Raw genomic sequence first — 18,124 nt, forward strand, 5'->3', positions numbered from 1 at the left:
CGCACCCAGTCCGTCTTCAACGCCGACTACGCCGCACGCGCCTGCGCCGAAATCGACGGCACCACCCTGTGCGGCAAGTGGTACGTGGACTAACGAGTCCCATGGGCCACCGCCCCTCCCCCACAGACGGTCGGCGGCCTCGCAGGTACCTGACGCAACATCCGCTGGGTGGCCGTCAGGGCGGGAAGAGGCGGGCACGGCCGCAGCCCGTGGTCCGGGCGCAAGGCGGGGATTCCCTCCGAAGAAGAGGGAGGGCGGCGCGGTTACGCAAGCCGCGCCGCCATCGAGGCCGCGCTCGCGCAGAAAGACGCCTATGTGCTTCGCGACCTCCGGTACTCCTCAACCACCAGGTCGGTGAGCTCGGCCACCGATGTCTCCGACGTGCGCTTGTCGAAGGTGATCTCGCCGTGCTGGAGCAGGTTGACCCGGTCGCAGACCTCGAAGACCTGGGCGTAGTTGTGAGCGATGATGATGACGGAGACCTCGCCGCGGGCCTTGAGGTCGTTGACCAGGTCGAGGATGAGGGCGCCTTCCTTGGCGCCCATCGCGGCCAGGGGCTCGTCGAGAAGGAGGACCCTGGCCTCGGAATAGACCGAGCGGGCCACGGCGATGGCCTGGCGCTGGCCGCCGGAGAGCTTGGCGACCTCGACGTCGACCGATGGAATGTTGACTCCCATCTCGTCCAGGTGCTCCTGGGCGATTTTACGCATCGCGCGATTGTGCAGCAGCCGAGTGGGGCGGATCATCTCCCGGTTCAGGAACATGTTGTGGTAGACCGTCAGCTCGTTGACCAGCGCCAGGTCCTGGTACACCGCGTCGATGCCGAGCGAGCGGGCATGGTCGACCGACTTGAGCGTCACCTCCTCGCCGTTGAGGAGGATGCGGCCCGCGTCGGGCCGGTGGAAGCCGCAGAGGATCTTCAACAGGGTTGACTTTCCAGCCCCGTTGTCACCGACGAGGGCGAGTACCTCGCCCTTGTTCAGGCGCAGGTTCACGTCCCGCAGCGCGGTGACCGCGCCGAAGCCCTTGGCAATATGCTCCACGGAGAGCGCGGGTGTCGGTGTCGGCCCGGTCGACCCGCTCATCGGCGGCCTGCCCTTCGCAGTCTGGCCAGGTGCACGTTGAGCACCATGGAGAGGATGATCGCCGCACCGAGGATGATGTTGAACGGGTTGGCGTTGATACCGATGAGGTTGAACCCGTTGCGCAACTCCGCGAGGACGAGCGCGCCGAGCAGCGCGCCGACGACCGTCCCCGAGCCGCCGGCCAGCGCCGTACCGCCGATGACCGCGGCGGAGACGGCGGTGAACATCGGGGACGCGCCATCCGCACCCGCAGCGGTCGGGTCGATCGAGTCGACGCGGAAGGCCTCGAGGAGGCCGGCGAAGGCCCCAAGTGCGCTGGTGGCCATGAAGTTGCCGAACTTGATGCGACCGGTTTTGATCCCGGCCTCGCTCGCGCCCAGCGGGTTGCCGCCGGTGGCGATCGTGTGCAGGCCCCAGCGCGAGCGGGTGAGTACCACGTGGAAGTACGCGACGATGATCAGGCACCAGATCAGTTCCGACCAGTCCGACTGCCCGAACCAGCCGCGCACCCCGTGTGCTGCCTCGGGGATCTGTGCCGGGTAGGCGTGCGACGTGGTCAGCATGATGCCGAGGATGAGGAAGAGCATGCCGAGCGTGGCGACGAACGACGGTACCTTGAGCACGACCACCACGAAGCCGTTGACGAGTCCGATGACAGCGCCGGCCAGTATCGAGCCGATGATCGCGATGATGGGGTACGTGCCGTAGTAGTCGATCATGTAGTGCATCAGGAACGGCGACAGTGCGAAGACGGCGCCCACCGACAGATCGATCTCCCCGCTGACCAGCAGCAGCACCATGCCCGCCGCGATGATCGCGTACGGTGCCGTCTGCTGGGAGAGGTTGACCAGGTTGTTGCGGGCCAGGAAGTCGGAGTTGTTGGACCAGAAGTACAGCAGCAGGCCCACCGCGACGATGAAGATGGTGGCCTCGCGGCGGATGACGAACGCCTCGAAGGCCAGGCGCAGCGGACCGTGCCGCCGCACCGGCGGGGTGCCGGCCGTGATGGTCTTCCCTCCGGTCGTGTCCTGCACGGCTCGCTCGCTCATTGGAGGACCATCCCTTCTGCAGCCCTCACGGGTGGGGTTGTGACCTCTCGGTCCCGGCGAGTGTGCGGCCGCGCTCGCGTTCTACGCGATGGCCGGCATGAGTTATGTCGGCCCCGCCGGGCCGAGGCCGTCTGTTCGGCTCCGGGGACCCGCCCCGCAGAGGGCCGATGCAGGGCATCGACGTGACGCCGGCCCGGCTGGGCCGGTACGGCGACCCGGCCGGCCTGCCGGTGGACATCGCGACCATCCGCGGCCTGGTCGTGGACCGGCTGTTGGCTGCCAGTCACCCGGTGGTGCCGACCCACGCGGTGATTTTCCGCTACGCGACCAGCCGGCCCGCCCGCGTGGCGATCACGGCGTTCGCCGACAACAGCCGACACGGCGCTGACTGGGCCGCGAAGATCTGCACCGCTGCCCAGGCACGCAAGAAGCGCCACGCGCAAGCCGTCCGGATCCTTGCCCGCGCCTGGCTCCGCGTGATGTGGTCCTGCTGGCGCGACGGCGCCTGCCACACCCCCGCCGTCCACCAGGCGAACAACAAGGTCAAACCGGTCACCGAGACGCCCCTCGCGGCACAGCGGTCGACTCAGGAAACTCATGCGTGTGCTATGGGGCCGGAGCGCTTGACCCACTGCTGTTTCGTGCTGGAGCCCTCGAACCGGGTCCTGGTCTCCAGATAGGGGTCGACATTGTCCTTGGTCACGAAGAGCAGGCCGGTGTCGGTGACACTCGGGATCACCAGTCCGCCGGACAGTTTGTACAGCCACAGGTAGAGCACGCTCAGGAAGCCCTGCAGATAGGGTTGTTGGTCGATGGTGAAATCAAGGTCGCCCGCTTTGATCGCGGTGAGGGTGTTCGGATTCAGGTCGAAGCCACCCGCGACCACACCCTTCTTCTTGAGGCCGTACTTTTTCATGACCTTGCCGATGCTCTCCGTGGAGCCCGCGTCGACCGCGAACAAGCCCTTCAGGTCCTTGTGTCCGCTGACATACGCATCGATGGTCGACAACTCCTGAGGAAGTTCCGCGCCACTGGCGACCGACTTGAAGTTGATCGACTTGCCGGATGCCTTGATCGCATCGGTGGCCCCATCGATGCGCGGCTGGATGTTGAGCGCTCCCGGCGTGGCGATGAACCCGACCGCGTCCCCGCCGGAGGGCATCAGCGAGGCGATGCGGCGGCCCAGTTCGACCCCTGACTGGTAAAGGTCCTGCCCGACGTAGCAGAGCCGGCTCGTCCCCGGATCCCCTTTGGCCCCGTCCGCGTTGTACGAGATGGTGGGGATGCCGGCGCTGAGGGCTTTGTCGACGGGTGACGAGAAGGCGTTCTTGTCGACGACCGCCACCCCGATGCCGTCGGCCTTCGCGGAGATGGCCGAGGTCATGGCGCTGACCATTTCAGGCACGCTCGAGTCCTTCGAGCCGGTCCACTGGAACGAGGCGTCCAGGAGCGCGCAGGCGTCGGCTGCGCCGTACTGCGTCGGGGTGAAGAACGGGTTGGTCGTGACGTGGTTGACGAACACGAACTTCCACTTCGGTGTCTTCGGGAAGTCGCCGACGCCGTCGCCCGTCTTGTTGTCGTCGCTCTTGTTGCTGGCCGAGCAGGCGGACAGCAAGGCCGCCGCGGCGGCCGAGGCGCTGACCATTCCCGTGCCGCTCAGCAGTCGCCGCCTGGTCAGCCCGTTCAGGCTGAGCGTGTCGACGGCCCTTTCCACCTGCGGATCGATCTTCTTCATGATCACTCCGGCGTGTTCGGCCCATGATGCCCGGTATTTCGAACGACGTTCGGCACATTTGGTGGGGCTGAACGTAGAACTGGCCTGATAGGTCGTCAAGGCCTTGAGAAGACTACGGTTTCGTCAATATTTGTGCCTGGATCGTCCATCCCGCCACGCTTGCGCCGGACCTACGTCGTCAGCGGTCCGGGACTGGCTTCGGCCTCCGGATAGTACCGGCGGAGCACGGACAACCCGAGCGCCGCCCGCCGTACGCGCTCGCGTGCGGTCGCCACGGCCAGGTCGGCAAGGTGCGCTCCGGAGGGATACAGGGACGGCGCGTTCCGTACCGTGAACTTGAGGTGGACAGGAGCCGCCACGCGCACGAGGGCCGGGATCTCGTAATAGCGGACCACGCCGCCGAAGTCGTCGGCGCCCTCCACATAGACGTCCAGAGGCGCGTCGACTGCCGCCCGGATCGCCGCTATCTGGGCAAGAGTGAGATCGATCGGCAGGTTGATCGTGGTGACCCCGAGGTCCTCGAGCACCCGTGCCGCCGCAGGATTGGCCGTCGGCATCGATATCGACGCCTTGATCCCCAGGTCCGGCGGCAGGTCGCCGGACTGCCGCATGCGGCCGAGCACCCACAGCTGGCCGATGTCTGCCACCAGGACGCTGCGCACGCCGAGGTCGCAGCCCCGGATGACGTCCTCGACCCCGTACGCGAGCTGGTCGGCGCCGCGCAGCACCGCGGCTGCACCGCCACCCGCGGCGGACGTGGCCTGGATGCCGATGTCCCAGCCGCCGCGTGGTCCAACGAAGAGGCAGACCTCCACCTCGCGTTCGCGGCCGAGAGCCACCATCTGCTCGATCTCCGGGTCGGCGAGGAGCATCATGCCACTGCCCTGGCTGATGCGATGTATCCGGATCCCGCGCCGCTCGGCCTCATCCATGACCGCCTGGAACGGCCCTGGGCCTTCGACCGACGGGATCTCCACCCGGTACTGCGCGCCGTCCGGGAATCGCTTGTCCGAGTCGGGCAGTTCCCCGAGGTCCCGCTCCGGCAGACCGAGTGCGGACAGCGACCGCCGTGACCTTTCCATGCCATCCATCCGGACCTTCCTTCGATCGATATTCCGAACTTTGTTCGGCATCGCTGCGCTTGGACGGTAGGCAGCCGACGACGAGCCGTCAACGGTCCGCGAAGGCACCTTTGGAACGGGCATCCGGGATGTCACATGTCGCACCCCGCTTGCTCCGTCAGGGCGCCGAGCCAGCAGTCGCAGGAGGCAGCGACTCGGTGCCAGCGCCAACTCGTCCGCGTCGTCGCAGCTCTCGCACGTGAGCGACCGCACCGACATCCCGTCGCCCTCGCAGAACACGCCGATGAGCCGTCCGGTCCTGCCGACCTCGACCTCCGTCAAGAAGTACCGCCCGTCCGTACAGCCGAGTTCGGCGAAGGGCCAGGAGCGAGTGCAGGGAACCGGCCGGCGCGGTGGCCTGTACTCTCCCGTCCGCGATCTCCAGTCGCAGCGCGTGCCGCGGGTCCAATGCGCCGTTCCAGTCCTCCGGTGCCACTCTCGACACGGACCTCCGCCCGCACCCAGGTGTAGCGCATGCCGGGCGCGCCGGACCCGGGACCGCGCGAAACTGAGTAGCTGTTCGGACCAGGTCTGCATACGTTCGGCCGCATGGCTGACGACTGCTTCGCGCATCCACGACTCGCCGCGATCTACGATCCGCTCGACCCCGACCGCAGCGACCTCACTGCATATCTGCAGATGGCAGACGAGTTCGAGGCTCAACGAGTACTGGACATCGGTTGCGGCACCGGGGTGTTCGCCCTCCTCCTGGCCGACCGCGGAATCGAGGTCGTGGGTGTGGATCCCGCTCAGGCATCCATCGACGTCGCCCGGACCAAACCGGGAAGTGGACGAGTGCGATGGATCAGCGGCGATGCGACAACCCTTCCACCGCTGCAGGTTGACATTGCGACGATGACAGCGAACGTCGCTCAAGCCATCGCCGACCCGCAGACGTGGCAGGAGACCCTACGAGGAACCCATGGAGCACTGCGGCCTGGCGGGCGTCTGATCTTCGAGACGCGCGATCCGTCCAGACGGGCCTGGGAGGAGTGGACCCGAGAGAAGTCCTACCGCGTGACCGAGATTCCAGGCGTCGGCTCCGTCGCGAGCTGGGTTGAACTCATCGCGGTGAGCATGCCTTTGGTGACGTTCCGTTGGACCTACCGGTTTGCAGCGGACGGACAGGTGCTGACATCGGATTCGACGCTGCGCTTTCGAGAACGGGACGAAGTCGAGGAGGACTTGGACGCACACGGATACGTGGTGGAGGGCATTCGCGATGCGCCCGACCGCCCAGGAAGGGAGTTCGTCTTCCTGGCGCGACGCCAGTGACCTTCGGTGACCCATGCGACTCAACTGTGAGGACGCAGGACACCAGCCCGTCAGTCGACGGCGCCACCGTGCGGGACTTAGCTTGTCAGCGAGCCTCGGCGGATTCGTCAGGCGCCGCGACGGGACGCAACACGGTCAGAGTGCCTTCCTGACGAGCGACCATCGCGAAGGTGAACCTGTCCACCTCCAGGCACAGGTCGACGTCGTCGGGATGAACACCCTTGTATCCGTGTCTCACCCCGTCAGCAAGGTTGGCGGCTGCCCGGGAACTCCTCGCACGGTGGAGATACGGGCCCACCTCGGCATCACCTCCGGCGAGATGCTCACCGATGTATTCCGCGCAGGCCAGGTCCTCAGCCGCCTGGCCGTCGTCGCCCGTGACAACGAACGTCACCGGCCCGGAACCATCGGTCTTGAGGAACCGCGCAGTCGCGCCGGCCACGACGAAACTCGCGCACAGGACGAGCGGCGCGCTCGCGACAGCCAGCGCACCGACGGTTCCCGCCGTCGTCTTCTGCACCACCGTGCGACCGGCCAGATCGAGCGCCCTGATCACACCGGGCGAGTTCACCGCGTCGAAGCCCGACGCCGGGGCACCGTCCTTCAGAGCCAGCCAACCCGAACGACGCTCCTTCAACGCCAGTGCCTCAGCATCGGACGAGGCCAGAACAATCTTCTCTGCACCACGCGAGAACACCCAGGCAGCCACAGTGAAGGCCCGCATCACGTCGATGACGACCGCAACACGCGGCACGCCAGCCATCTGCGGAATACCGACGAAACGATGGTCCATCTCGTCATTCTCTTCGACGCCACATCGCTGGACGCCGAGCAGTTGCCCCTCGTCCTGTCCGAGGAACTGGCCGTCCGCGACGACCGCCGCTTCCGCCAGCTTGCGAGTGCCAGGTCGGTTTCGCTCCCTCCGTGCCACGGAGTAAAGGACCGCTGTCGGTTCTGGGCGGAGGCACGACCTGGTCCCGTGTTGTCTCCGTCCGGCCCTGCGGCATCGTCAGGATTGGCGCTCGGGATGGGTGAGGTTCGCTCCGGTCGCCGGGTCGAATACGTGCGCCTTGGTCATGTCGACGAGCAGCTCCACCGGTGCGCCCTCGCGGGCGCGCGTGGCGGCGTCCAGGCGTGCCACGATCTGCTGGACCTCCGAGCCGGTGTCGCGCAGACCGGAGTCGGCCGCCAGTTCCTCCAGTTCCGCGGTCGTCGCGGACCCGCCCTCTGCGGTGAAGTACACGTATGCGTCGGAGCCCAGCGACTCCAGTACGTCCACGTTGGCGGTGAAAACAGGGCCGCCCTGGCTTGGTCGAGCCGACAGCGCTGCGTCCTCGAAGGCCTCGGGCCGTAGGCCGACGATGACCTCGCGGGGTGCGTTCTGCCGTTCCAGTGCCTGCCTCGTACGGTCCTCGAGGGGCAGGTCGCCCAAGGGCGAGCGCAGCACACCGCCCTCCAGGGTGGCGTTCAGGAAGTTCATCGCCGGCGAGCCGATGAAGCCCGCGACGAAGAGATTGCGCGGCAGGTCGTAGAGCTGGGCGGGCGTGCCGATCTGCTGGACCACGCCCTGCCGCATCACGACAACCCGGTCGCCGAGGGTCATCGCCTCGGTCTGGTCGTGGGTGACGTACACGGTCGTGGTGCCCAGGCGCCGTTGCAGGCGGGAGATCTGGGTGCGCATCTGCACCCGGAGTTTCGCGTCCAGGTTGGACAGTGGCTCGTCCATCAAGAACGCCTTGGGATCGCGGACGATCGCCCGGCCCATGGCCACCCGCTGACGCTGGCCACCGGAGAGATTCGCGGGTTTGCGGTCCAGGTGCTCGGTGAGGTCGAGAATCCGGGCCGCCTCCTCCACCTTGGAGTTGATGGTGGCCTTGTCCACCTTGGCCAACCTCAGCGGGAAGCCCATGTTCTCCCGCACGCTCATGTGCGGGTACAGGGCGTAGCTCTGGAACACCATGGCAACGTCGCGCTCCTTGGGAGCGAGTTGGTTGACGACCTGGTCACCGATGCGCAGGGTGCCTTCGGTGATGTCCTCGAGTCCGGCGATCATGTTCAGGGTGGTGGACTTGCCGCAACCGGAAGGTCCGACCAGGATCACGAACTCGCCGTCGGCGATGTCGAGATCCACGCCCTTCACGGCAAGGGATCCGTCGGGAAAACGCTTGGTGACTCCCTCGAGGGTGATCTCGGCCATGCTGGTGCCTCCTTGCCTTCATGCCTTGCGGTCCGGGTGCCGCGGTCGGTGTGCCCTAGCGGTGGCCTGCCTGTGTGGTCGGCCCGGTCACCCCTTGACCGCGCCGGAGGTCAGTCCGGCGACGATCCGCCGTTGGAAGAACAGAACGAAGATGATGATCGGAACGGTGATCACGACGGCGGCGGCGGCGATCGACCCGGTGGGCTGCTGGAACTGCGAGCTTCCGGTGAAGAACGCGATGGCGGCGGGCACCGTGCGCGCGGCCCGGGTGGAGGTCAGCGAGATGGCGAACAGGAAGTCGTTCCAGCAGAAGATGAAGACGAGGATGGCTGTGGTGAACACGCCCGGGGCGGCCAGCGGCGCGATGACCAGCCGGAAGGCCTGCGCTGGCGTGGCCCCGTCCACCTTGGCGGCCTTCTCCAGGTCCCACGGGATCTCCCGGAAGAACGCCGACAGGGTGTAGATCGCCAGCGGCAAGGAGAAGGTCATGTACGGGATGATCAGCCCCACCCAGGTGTCGAAGATCCCCACGATGCGCTCGATGTTGAACAGCGGGGACACCAGGGAGATCGGGGGGAACATGGCGATGAGCAGCGACATGCCGATGAGGACCCGCTTGCCCGGGAACCGGAGCCTTGCCACCGCGTAGGCGGCCATGGTGCCCAACACCACCGCGATGACCGTCGAGATCAGGGCGATACCGATCGAGTTGATCAGTGCGCGGGTGAATTCGGAGGTCTTGAAGATGCCCCGGTAGTTCTCCCAGGTCCATTCCCTGGGAATGTAGTTGCCGTCGGTGAGGGTGCTGGGCTTCTTGAACGACAGCGCGGCGATCCACCACACCGGGAACAGGGCGTACAGCACCACCACCACGTTGATGACACCCCAGCGGGTGGCGTGCGTCTTTCCCACGGCGGCCATCAGCGCTTCACCTCCGCGCCAGGTGCGGCCGCACCGAAGAGCTTGACAAAGGCGAAGGCGATGATCCCGACGGAGATGAAGATCAGGACCGAGATCGTCGAACCGATGCCCAGGTTCAGCGCGGTGAACAGATTGTCGTAACCGAGGATGGACACGGAGCCTGTCTCGTGGGCGCCCGAGGTCAGGATGTAGATGTTGTCGAAGATCCGGAACGCGTCCAGCGTGCGGAAGAGCAGCGCCACCAGGATGGCCGGTTTCATCAGTGGCAGCACGACCTTGAAGAACCGCTGCCGGGCGGTGGCGCCGTCCACCATGGCCGCCTTCAGCGTTTCCTCGGGGACCAGCGCGAGCCCCGCGAGCAGCAGGAGGGCCATGAACGGGGTGGTCTTCCACACCTCGGCGAGCACGATCAGCCACAGGGCGGACCACTGATGGGTCAGCGGGGCCGATCCGCTGGGCAGCAGCTCCGCGAGGTAACCGAGTTGCGGGGTCCAGGCGTACTGCCAGGAGAAGGCGGCGACGACGGTGACGATGCCGTAGGGGATCAGGACGGCGGTGCGTACGGATCCGCGACCGAAGATCGTGCGGTGCATCACCAGAGCGAGGCCCATGCCGAGGACCAGTTCGATGGCCACGGACACGCCGGTGATGAACAGCGTCACCCAGAAGGCCTCCCACCAGAACGTGGAGGACAGGACCGCACCGTAGTTGCTCAGGCCCACGAACTTCGCCTGTCCCGGGAAGCGCAGGTCGTAGCGCTGCAGGGACAGGTAGACGGCGTATCCGATCGGGTACGCGGTCACGGCGAGCATGACGACCACGGCCGGCGAGCAGAGCAGCCAGCCGAGCCTCCGCTCCTGCCTGGCGCCGGCCGAGAGCGCCGCCCGGTCCTGCCTGGCCTGCTTCGCCTCAGGAGGCGGCGGGGCTCCGGCCGGTTCCGCCTGCATGCTCATCGGGGGCCGCCTGAGGATGGGACCAGCACTCGGGAGCGCCGGCCGAGGGGGTAGTGGTTCATGGGATCACTCCCTTGGATTGCAGAGCATCGTCGATCTCGCCCCTGATGGTGGCGACCGAACTTACGGGCTTGATCCCGGAGGGCGGGGACAGGGTGTGGGACACGGCGATCGACACGTTCTGGTAGGCGGGGGTGAGCGGGCGCACGCTCGCCAACTCCAGGGAGGCCAGCACCTCCTTGGCGAAGGGATACGCCTTGACGAACGGCCGCTCGTCGTACAGGCCACGCAGGGTGGGCGGCAGGCCGCCCAGGAGCGCGGCGGTGAGCTGGTTCTCCCTGTTGCGCAGACACAGGGCTGCCTCGAAGGCCAGTTGCGGGTGGCGCGAGTAGGCGCTCACGGCCAGGTCGATGCCGCCGATGGTCGGCCGTGCTGGGCGGTTCGCATCGACCCTCGGATACGGCGCCCAGCGGAAGTTCTTGAACAGTGCCGGATTGTTCGCCTTCATCGACGGATAGACGAACGGATAGTTGATTTCGAACGCTGCATCCCCGGCCTCCATGGCGAGACGGTTCTGGTCTTCCATCTGGTTGGACAGGGAGGGGTCCGCCGCCACGGAGTGCGCCAGGTCACGCATGATCGTGGCGGCCCGCACGGCGGGCGCACCGAGGGAGGGCTTTGTCGCTGTCGCGTTGAGGATGGAGCCGCCCGCGCTGTTGATCAGGGTGTTGAACCAGACGGTCAGGCCCTCGTACTGAGCACCCTGGATCTCCACATAGTGGGGCTTGCCCTGCCGGGAGAGATTACGGGCCATGTCCAGCATCTCTGCCCAGGTCTTGGGCGGGGTGGGCACCAGGTCCTTGCGGTACCACAGGAGCTGGGTGTTGGTGTTGTACGGGACGGCGTACAGCTTGTTCTTCCAGGTCGAGGTCTGCAGCGGTACGCGCAGGGTGCCCTCGATGGCATGCTGCTTCGCCGCGCCGGTCCACTCGCGGATCCAGCCCGCCTCGGCGAACTCCGCCGCCCAGGTGACGTCCAGTCCCAGGATGTCGAGCGAGTTGTCGTGGGCCGCAAGCCTGCGGACGAGTTGCTGGCGCTGGCCGTCGGCGGCACGTGGGAGCTTGTTGTAGCTGATCTTGTAGCGGCCATGGGACGCCTGGCTGCACCGATCGGCCGCCTTCTGCAGCGCGCCGGAGTCGTCGGGGAAGTTGTACCAGTTCAAAGTGGGTCGGCCGGACCCCTCCCCGCTGCCGCACGCGGCGAGTGCCGACGCCAACAGAGGCAGCACGGCAAGCGCACGCAGCCGTCGCATCCTCCCCTTGGGGCGCCTCCAGACCGGAAGGGGCCGAAAGCCGGGCCTCGCGTCCACGCGCTCCACACCTCGCTTCCGGGTCGGTGATTACGAGAGTCGGATCCCGCAGCCGTTCTCTACACCACGAACGCTAGACACTACATAGAGCAACAACAAGTACATATGCGTGCAAATGGCGGACATCGTTCATTACCGCTTCAAAACTCACGACCCGCGCTACGACCTGAGCCCCGCTCACCGCAAAGACCCACCTGGCGAAAACCACCACTTCGCCACGTGACCCGGCCGAGGCCCGACAAGACCCGGCGGTGCGGCGCTACGCCACGGCGAACGGACCACCGGGAACGTGGTGCGCCTTGATCCCGCACTCGCCGGCGATTACCGAGCAGCTGATGCCGACCCCACCGGGGGCCGCGACTGCATCACGACGTAGGAGACCGGCTTCCGCCGCCACGCCCAGGACAGCATGCCCACCCGGGCCCTGCAGCAGGGAAAGGGGCCCGGCAGCACCTGCAGGACGAACCAGACGATGCGGTGGCGGTGCAGGGTGAACCCGGCCCGTCGGCGTATCTGTCTCGTGCTCCTTCCAGCACACCGCCGCGGAGCAAGTCCCGTCCGAGCGCCTCACCACTCACTGCGGAGCCCCTGTGGCCGGAAAGCACACTGCACCGCTGCGGCGGAGAGGAGGGTCGCCCGCAGGCCCGCGGAAATCACGCTCACCACTGGGCGCCCCTGCGCCCGATTCGACGGACGCCGGTACAACTGTTTGACGTCGGCGTGTGTCTGATGCAGGGAACTTTTCTTTCCCGGCTCACCGCCCATCTTCGTCACTTCTCCCAGGGGTTATTGCATGCTCCGCTCCGATCACAGCTTTCGTACACTCCGCAGGACCGTCGGAACCATCGGCGTCGGCGCCCTGATCACGTTGAGCACCGCTCCCTGCGCCGTGGCCGATGGCTCCGGGACCGAGCTGGTGCTGGGGACCAGCTCACCGGTCAGCGGAGTTCAGCCGGGGAGCACCTTCGAGGCGCCGGTCACCTTCGGCAACAAGGGCACCAAGACGCTGGAGAAGGTCTGGCTGCGGTACACCGTCACCAAGGGGTTGGATTACGCCGACGTGCCCTCGAACTGCGTGCGGTGGGACATCCACCCCTACGACGAGCTGCCGGCCAGATCGCAGATGATGTGCGAGTTCGACCAGGCCGTAGAGCCGGGTGTCGTCTACGCGCCCGAGAAGCTGAACCTCAAGGCTCTCGACCGGGCACTGTACGACGATCTCGATGTCGCCGTCGGGGACTATGACTTCGGCCCCGACGAAGGCGCCCGCGGGCCCGTGCGCGGAACCGCTCCCGCGGCGAAGCTGGTGGAGCGGTCCGGCTCCGTTCTCCCTGGCAGTGGCTCGGGGGGCTATGCCGAGGCCCGGGTGCGGGTGAACACGGCGAACACGGCCGACTTCCAGGTGTCGGGAGCCCGGCTGAAGGGCCGGGTCGGAGACATGATCGACCTGCAGGTGAAGTTCATCAACGCCGGCCCCGCCTGGGTGCTGGTGGAACCCGGCCCTCCGGTGCCGACACGAGTCCTGATCAAGCTTCCCTCGGGTACGACCGCGGTCAAGGCACCCAACTGCAACAAGCCGGCAGCCGGGACCTACGACTGCTACATCGCGCAGGGCTGGGTGGAGGAGGACCAGGTGAACACCTACTCCTTCAGACTGAAGATCGACAAGGCGGTCGTGGGGGCCAAGGGCTCGGTGGCCCTCACTGCCGAATCCCGCCCGTACGACGTGAACAAGGCAAACGACAAAGCCGACATCCCGCTCGACGTCCTGGGCAGCGGGTCGGCGGGCGGTTCGCCTTCCAGCGGCGGCAGCGGGACGACAGGGGGATCCGGGACCACCGTCAGCTCCTCGGCCACCGGCTCTTCGGGGAGCGCCTCCACCACCGGCGGTGACCTCGCCGCCACCGGTTCCGCTCCTGCGCTGCCCCTCGCGGGCACTGCGGCCGCGGTCGTAGCCGCCGGTGCGGGCACGGTACTGCTCGCACGCCGCCGGGCGGCCCGGCGATAAGGCCTTCGGCACGCACCCCCGAGGGCTCACGCCCCGCACGGCTCGCAGGAGCGGTTCGCTCGCAGTGAGCGCAACTGCAGCCTCATAACGCACCAACCTGTCGCTGCACAACGGCGTACCGCCCTGTCGCATTATGAGATCGTGCGTACTCACCTTTCGTACCAGCCCAAGGACGAGCGGCAGGCAGCGTCCCTCGCCTCCGCACTCGGGCGGGCCGGCGCCGATGTCGTGCCCGATGCCCACGCCGACGCGGCCGGGACCGACGCCGTCGTCCTGCTGTGGTCATACGCCGCCAAGGCCGCCTGGGTCGCCGCCCAGGCGGACAGCGAACGCGTCATACCCGTCCGCCTCGACGACTGCCCCCTGCCGCCCCCGCTGAACCGACTGCCCCAGGTACGCCTGGCCGTCGGCGTGACGGACGCGGCAGCGGCCGCGATCGTGCGCCTCGCCCTGATCGACACGCCCTCCGGCGACCAGGGAACCGAACCCGAACACCCTCTGGTCATCAGCGACTTCGGCTCCCTGGGCCAGTACGAGACGTGCCCGCAGTGCGGTGTCGGCAGTGACCGGCTGCGCCCCTACGTCACCGTCGACCACCACGACGACCGTGCCCTGCGCCTCGTCATCTGCGGTGCGTGCGGCTGGCAGGACTACGGCGACCTCTGACCAACCCACACCGGCCCAACCCGAACCAGGCAACCTACGGAGCCCACGGGACCAGACGGCAGCGGCGTCGGGCCGCGGGGATACGCTCCTCCCGGCACCGTCGACCGCGACGTAGGCGGTGGCGCCGCGCGAGTAGGCGGCGCCACCGGAGGCGTTCTCACACGGCAGGACACGCGGCCTTGACGGTCTCCACCGTGAGGTGGGTGAGGTTGCGCCACACGTATGGCCATGAGCAGGTTGTGCTCTGTGGCCGAGGACGCGGGAGTCGTCGAGCCGGACGGGATGGTTGCCGAAGGGAGGACTTGGGCTTCTGTCCGTCCTCGGGCCGCCGGTGTCCGTCCGCGGGCCGTCCCGGCAGCCGCGTGCCGGTCCCAGTCGCGCCCGTCTCGGCCCGGGCACCGGCCTATCGGCAACGTCTCCGACCGTGGCCAACGCGCTCCTCCCCGCCGAGCAGCCGCCGGGCGCCACCCGATGCCGTCGCGCAAGACCGAGGACCACACCGCCACATCAACCCGCCGGTGCGAGGATATGAAAGTGCACGAAGCATCGGAAACCGCTCCACTGCGATCAGCCCTGCAGCAGACGGTGGCCTCGCTCGACGCCCTGGTCGGCATGGTGTACCTCTTCGACGGGCCCGGCGGTTGTCTGCCACTGCAACCAGCGCTGACCTGCGGAAATCCGGAGGGATTCGGTCTCGCTGAGGAGCAGGTCGAAGCCGATGCTGCGGCGGCGGCCGCTCGGGCGGTACGTACACGCACGGTGGTGTGGCTGCCGACATCTCCCAGTCAGGCGTCCGCCTCGCACTCCGGCGTGGCGGCCGTTGCGCTGTGCCGCGACGGCGGCACGCTCGGTGCGCTGTCCGTCGTGACCGGTCGACCGGAGCCACTCGGTGCCGCGCAGCGAGCCCTGCTCGAGGTGGCCGCACGGTGGATCGCCGACCTGCTGGCGGCCGGAGCCGCGAACCCGCACACGGCAGCGCCCCTCCGGTCGGCTCGGGAAGCCGTGCGGATCGGCGCGTGGGACTGGAACATCCGCACGGGCGACATCGTCTGGGACGACGAGATGCCACTCGTACTCGGCATACCCTCTGACTATTTCGACGGGCGGATCGAGACCTGGCGCGGACTGATCCATCCCGAGGATCTGCCGGCCGTGGTGACCAAAGCGGAGCAGTCCCTGCGCAAGGACGGCGAGTACGGGGTGAGGCACCGGGTGCTCCGCCCCGACGGCACCGTCGGATGGGTGGAGGCCAGGGGCAAGGTCCTGGACGGGGACGACGGCCGTCCGGCCCGTATGGTCGGCCGCCTGTGGGAGACCACCGAGACGCGGGCCGCGATGGACTCGGTCGGACGGGCCCTGCAGCACATGAGCGACGGCTTCCTCGCCGTCGACTCCGGTGGGCGGATCATGTACGTCAACGAGCGGGCCCAAAACCTCCTCGGCCCCTCGGACGACCTCATCGGCCGCGCGCTGTGGGAACTGCCGGCGGTCGCCGTGCCCGCCCTCGAAGCACGGTGCCACACCGCGATGGCGGACCGCGTGGCCACCGGTCTCGATGTACGGTCGCCCACCGACGGGCGCTGGTACCACCTGAGGATCATCCCGGTGCCCGACGGACTGACGGTCTATCTGACCGACGTCACCGACAAGCGGGAGATGCAGGCCAGACGCGCCGCCGAGGAGCGGGCGGCCGCCGAGCGAACCGCCCGTATCGGGGACCTGACGAGGGCACTCGCCGAGGCGCTCACGGTGAAGGACGTGATCGACGCCGTGGCCGAGCGGTTGCTGCCGCTGGTCGGAGCCACCGGGCTGATCGTGCACGCCTCCGGCCCCGGTGGCGGACGGACGCTCCAGTCGGTCGGCTACCCACACTCCTACATCGCCCAGCTCCCCGACCGGCCCGGGAACAACCCTCTCGACCAGGTGCTCAGCGACGGTGTGCCGCGATTCGTCGACTCGCCGCAGGACCTGGAGGCCCGCTATCCGGGACTCGCCTCGTTCGCTGCCATCGGAGGAAAGCGGGCCTGGGCGTTTCTCCCGCTGACGGTCTCCGGGCGCGTCGTCGGCGGTTGCATCATTTCCTTCGAACGGCCGCGCCGCCTCGCGGACACCGAGCGCGGACTGCTGATCGCGCTGAGCGGACTCATCGCGCAGACCCTGGAGCGCGCCAGGCTGTACGACGCCGAGCATCACCGCGCACAGGAACTGCAGCGTGGTCTGCTGCCGAGGGCGCTGCCGTTGGTGCCGGCGGTCACGGCCGCCGCCCGTTATCTCCCGGCCAGTGAGGGCACGCTCGGCGGCGACTGGTACGACGTCATTCCGCTGTCCGGCGACCGTGTCGCGCTGGTGATCGGAGACGTCATGGGTCACGGCCTGTCCGAGGCCGCCACCATGGGACGGCTGCGTACCGCGGTACACACCCTCGCCGGACTGGAGTTCCCACCCGACGAGCTGCTCTCGCACCTCAACGATCTGGTCAGCGATCTCGGGGACGAGTTCTACGCCACCTGTCTGTACGCCCTGTACGACCCGGCGACCGGTAGCTGCACTGTCTCCAGCGCGGGGCACCCGCCGCCGGCCGTGGTCGGTCCCGACGGTACGGTCCGTCTCCTCGATCTGGTGGCCGACCCGCCTCTGGGGGCGGCCACGCCCCCCTTCGACACCACGGAGCTTGTGTTGCCCGAGGGGAGCCTGTTGGTGCTCTACACCGACGGGCTCGTCGAGTCCGCCCGCCGCGACATCGACACGGGCATCGCGCAGCTGACCACCCTCCTCGCCACCATCGCGGGCGCCACTGCGCCCCCGATTCTCTCGACCGGACCGGGCAGCCGGCGGGACCATCGGGCGCAGACGGAGGAGGCGCGCCGCCTGGACCGGATGTGCGCCTCGCTCACCGACGCCCTGCTGCCTCAGGGCGAGCAGACCGGCGACGACGCGGCCGTGCTCGTCGGTCGGGTCCACGCCCTGGGTGACGAGGACGTGGCGGTCTGGACGCTCCCCGAAGATCCTGTCGCGGCCGGGCAGGCCCGCTCCCACATCCGTCGACGGCTGGCCGAATGGCAGCTGGACGAGCTGACGATGACGACGGAACTGCTTGCCAGCGAGCTGGTGGGCAACGTCGTACGCCATGCCAGAGGTCCCCTGCGACTGCGCCTGATCCGCAGCCGCAGCCTCATCTGCGAGGTCTCCGACGGAAGCCTCACCACTCCCCGCATCCGCCGCGCCCGGGACACCGACGAAGGGGGGCGCGGGCTGCAACTGGTCGCCATGCTCAGCCAGCGCTGGGGTGTGCGCTACACGCCGGACGGCAAGTGCATTTGGACGGAGCAGCCACTGCCAGGGCCCCTGCCCGCATACACCACGGGGTGAGCAACGACCCGGGAACCCAACCCCGATGGAGAAGATGCGCGGCCGTGGTCGCCACGGCGACCCCGGTGACCCTCGCGGCAGGCATGAGGGGTCCGGCATCAGCCGGTTCCGAGAACGGGACCGACACCTCGCGAAGTCACCCTGCTCACCGGCGATCGTGTCGTCCTCGGTGCTGGGCTGCCGCGTGAACGGTCCGGTCTGGAGATGGCCGAGGGAGGCGAGAAGGTATCTTTCCAGGTGCTCACGCTGAAGAACCGCACCCTGGTCGTCCCTGGCGACGCACACCCCGGAGGGTTGGGACAACGCCCTGGGCGTCAGCCAGGCCCGCATCTTCGCTCTCCGGCCCGAGGCCCGCAGCCGCCTCAATACCGGCTAC

14 protein-coding genes are annotated in these 18,124 nt (G+C 67.9%); 5 read left to right on the forward strand and 9 right to left on the reverse strand.

Annotated features, from left to right (window positions below; all coding sequences use genetic code 11):
• Positions 1-311: 311 nt before the first annotated feature.
• The gene (locus ACWCQ1_RS44995; RefSeq protein ID WP_133042293.1) at positions 312-1,085 is read right to left on the reverse strand and encodes an ATP-binding cassette domain-containing protein; all 774 of its coding nucleotides are present in this window, start codon (positions 1,083-1,085) and stop codon (positions 312-314) included.
• Positions 1,082-2,134, reverse strand: coding sequence for an ABC transporter permease (locus ACWCQ1_RS45000; RefSeq protein WP_133042294.1), 1,053 nt, complete (start codon positions 2,132-2,134; stop codon positions 1,082-1,084). The genes ACWCQ1_RS44995 and ACWCQ1_RS45000 overlap by 4 nt, the downstream gene beginning before the upstream one ends.
• A 167-nt stretch (positions 2,135-2,301) precedes the next feature.
• On the opposite strand from ACWCQ1_RS45000, the gene ACWCQ1_RS45005 reads away from it, so the two are divergent.
• Positions 2,302-2,814: a hypothetical protein gene (locus tag ACWCQ1_RS45005; RefSeq protein WP_451029222.1), complete on the forward strand. Its 513-nt coding sequence runs from the start codon at positions 2,302-2,304 to the stop codon at positions 2,812-2,814.
• On the opposite strand, the gene ACWCQ1_RS45010 is transcribed toward ACWCQ1_RS45005, so the two are convergent.
• On the reverse strand, positions 2,730-3,968 hold the full coding sequence (locus ACWCQ1_RS45010) for a substrate-binding domain-containing protein (RefSeq protein WP_451029223.1): 1,239 nt from the start codon (positions 3,966-3,968) through the stop codon (positions 2,730-2,732). The two genes, ACWCQ1_RS45005 and ACWCQ1_RS45010, sit on opposite strands and share 85 nt — an antisense overlap.
• Positions 3,969-4,039: 71 nt before the next feature.
• Positions 4,040-4,960: a U32 family peptidase gene (locus ACWCQ1_RS45015; RefSeq protein WP_451029224.1), complete on the reverse strand. Its 921-nt coding sequence runs from the start codon at positions 4,958-4,960 to the stop codon at positions 4,040-4,042.
• Positions 4,961-5,539: 579 nt separating this feature from the next.
• Between ACWCQ1_RS45015 and ACWCQ1_RS45020 the strand changes: the two genes are divergently transcribed.
• Positions 5,540-6,265 (forward strand): class I SAM-dependent methyltransferase, encoded by a 726-nt coding sequence (locus ACWCQ1_RS45020; RefSeq protein ID WP_451029225.1) that lies wholly within the window; start codon positions 5,540-5,542, stop codon positions 6,263-6,265.
• Between the two features lie 85 nt (positions 6,266-6,350).
• On the opposite strand, the gene ACWCQ1_RS45025 is transcribed toward ACWCQ1_RS45020, so the two are convergent.
• From ACWCQ1_RS45025 to ACWCQ1_RS45045, 5 genes are all read right to left on the reverse strand, one after another.
• Entirely contained in the window at positions 6,351-7,058 is a 708-nt protein-coding gene (locus ACWCQ1_RS45025) for a 2-phosphosulfolactate phosphatase (RefSeq protein ID WP_451029240.1), read from the reverse strand.
• Between the two features lie 216 nt (positions 7,059-7,274).
• The gene (locus ACWCQ1_RS45030) at positions 7,275-8,462 is read right to left on the reverse strand and encodes an ABC transporter ATP-binding protein (protein WP_133042298.1); all 1,188 of its coding nucleotides are present in this window, start codon (positions 8,460-8,462) and stop codon (positions 7,275-7,277) included.
• Positions 8,463-8,549: 87 nt separating this feature from the next.
• Positions 8,550-9,383 carry a carbohydrate ABC transporter permease gene (locus ACWCQ1_RS45035; protein WP_133042299.1) on the reverse strand — a complete coding sequence of 278 codons (834 nt, stop codon included), beginning with the start codon at positions 9,381-9,383 and terminating at the stop codon, positions 8,550-8,552.
• Positions 9,383-10,336, reverse strand: a complete 954-nt coding sequence (locus tag ACWCQ1_RS45040) for a carbohydrate ABC transporter permease (RefSeq protein ID WP_133042300.1) — start codon at positions 10,334-10,336, stop codon at positions 9,383-9,385. Before ACWCQ1_RS45040 ends, ACWCQ1_RS45035 begins: the two co-directional genes overlap by 1 nt.
• 58 nt (positions 10,337-10,394) lie before the next feature.
• Positions 10,395-11,648: an ABC transporter substrate-binding protein gene (locus ACWCQ1_RS45045; protein ID WP_358607521.1), complete on the reverse strand. Its 1,254-nt coding sequence runs from the start codon at positions 11,646-11,648 to the stop codon at positions 10,395-10,397.
• Between the two features lie 925 nt (positions 11,649-12,573).
• Between ACWCQ1_RS45045 and ACWCQ1_RS45050 the strand changes: the two genes are divergently transcribed.
• The 3 genes from ACWCQ1_RS45050 to ACWCQ1_RS45060 all read left to right on the forward strand — a co-directional run bounded on the left by ACWCQ1_RS45050 (position 12,574) and on the right by ACWCQ1_RS45060 (position 17,748).
• On the forward strand, positions 12,574-13,713 hold the full coding sequence (locus ACWCQ1_RS45050) for a hypothetical protein (RefSeq protein ID WP_451029226.1): 1,140 nt from the start codon (positions 12,574-12,576) through the stop codon (positions 13,711-13,713).
• 141 nt (positions 13,714-13,854) lie between these two features.
• Entirely contained in the window at positions 13,855-14,379 is a 525-nt protein-coding gene (locus ACWCQ1_RS45055; protein ID WP_451029227.1) for a hypothetical protein, read from the forward strand.
• A 534-nt stretch (positions 14,380-14,913) separates the two neighbouring features.
• Entirely contained in the window at positions 14,914-17,748 is a 2,835-nt protein-coding gene (locus ACWCQ1_RS45060; RefSeq protein WP_451029228.1) for a SpoIIE family protein phosphatase, read from the forward strand.
• Positions 17,749-18,124 lie beyond the last annotated feature (376 nt).

This window comes from Streptomyces sp. NPDC002144, assembly GCF_053593695.1.

Bases quoted from the DNA above. Each gene is read 5' to 3' on its own strand.
- ACWCQ1_RS44995 (WP_133042293.1), bottom strand. From the start codon at position 1,085: ATGAGCGGGTCGACCGGGCCGACACCGACACCCGCGCTCTCCGTGGAG.
- ACWCQ1_RS45000 (WP_133042294.1), bottom strand. From the start codon at position 2,134: ATGAGCGAGCGAGCCGTGCAGGACACGACCGGAGGGAAGACCATCACG.
- ACWCQ1_RS45005 (WP_451029222.1), top strand. From the start codon at position 2,302: ATGCAGGGCATCGACGTGACGCCGGCCCGGCTGGGCCGGTACGGCGAC.
- ACWCQ1_RS45015 (WP_451029224.1), bottom strand. From the start codon at position 4,960: ATGGATGGCATGGAAAGGTCACGGCGGTCGCTGTCCGCACTCGGTCTG.
- ACWCQ1_RS45020 (WP_451029225.1), top strand. From the start codon at position 5,540: ATGGCTGACGACTGCTTCGCGCATCCACGACTCGCCGCGATCTACGAT.
- ACWCQ1_RS45025 (WP_451029240.1), bottom strand. From the start codon at position 7,058: ATGGACCATCGTTTCGTCGGTATTCCGCAGATGGCTGGCGTGCCGCGT.
- ACWCQ1_RS45030 (WP_133042298.1), bottom strand. From the start codon at position 8,462: ATGGCCGAGATCACCCTCGAGGGAGTCACCAAGCGTTTTCCCGACGGA.
- ACWCQ1_RS45035 (WP_133042299.1), bottom strand. From the start codon at position 9,383: ATGGCCGCCGTGGGAAAGACGCACGCCACCCGCTGGGGTGTCATCAAC.
- ACWCQ1_RS45040 (WP_133042300.1), bottom strand. From the start codon at position 10,336: ATGAGCATGCAGGCGGAACCGGCCGGAGCCCCGCCGCCTCCTGAGGCG.
- ACWCQ1_RS45045 (WP_358607521.1), bottom strand. From the start codon at position 11,648: ATGCGACGGCTGCGTGCGCTTGCCGTGCTGCCTCTGTTGGCGTCGGCA.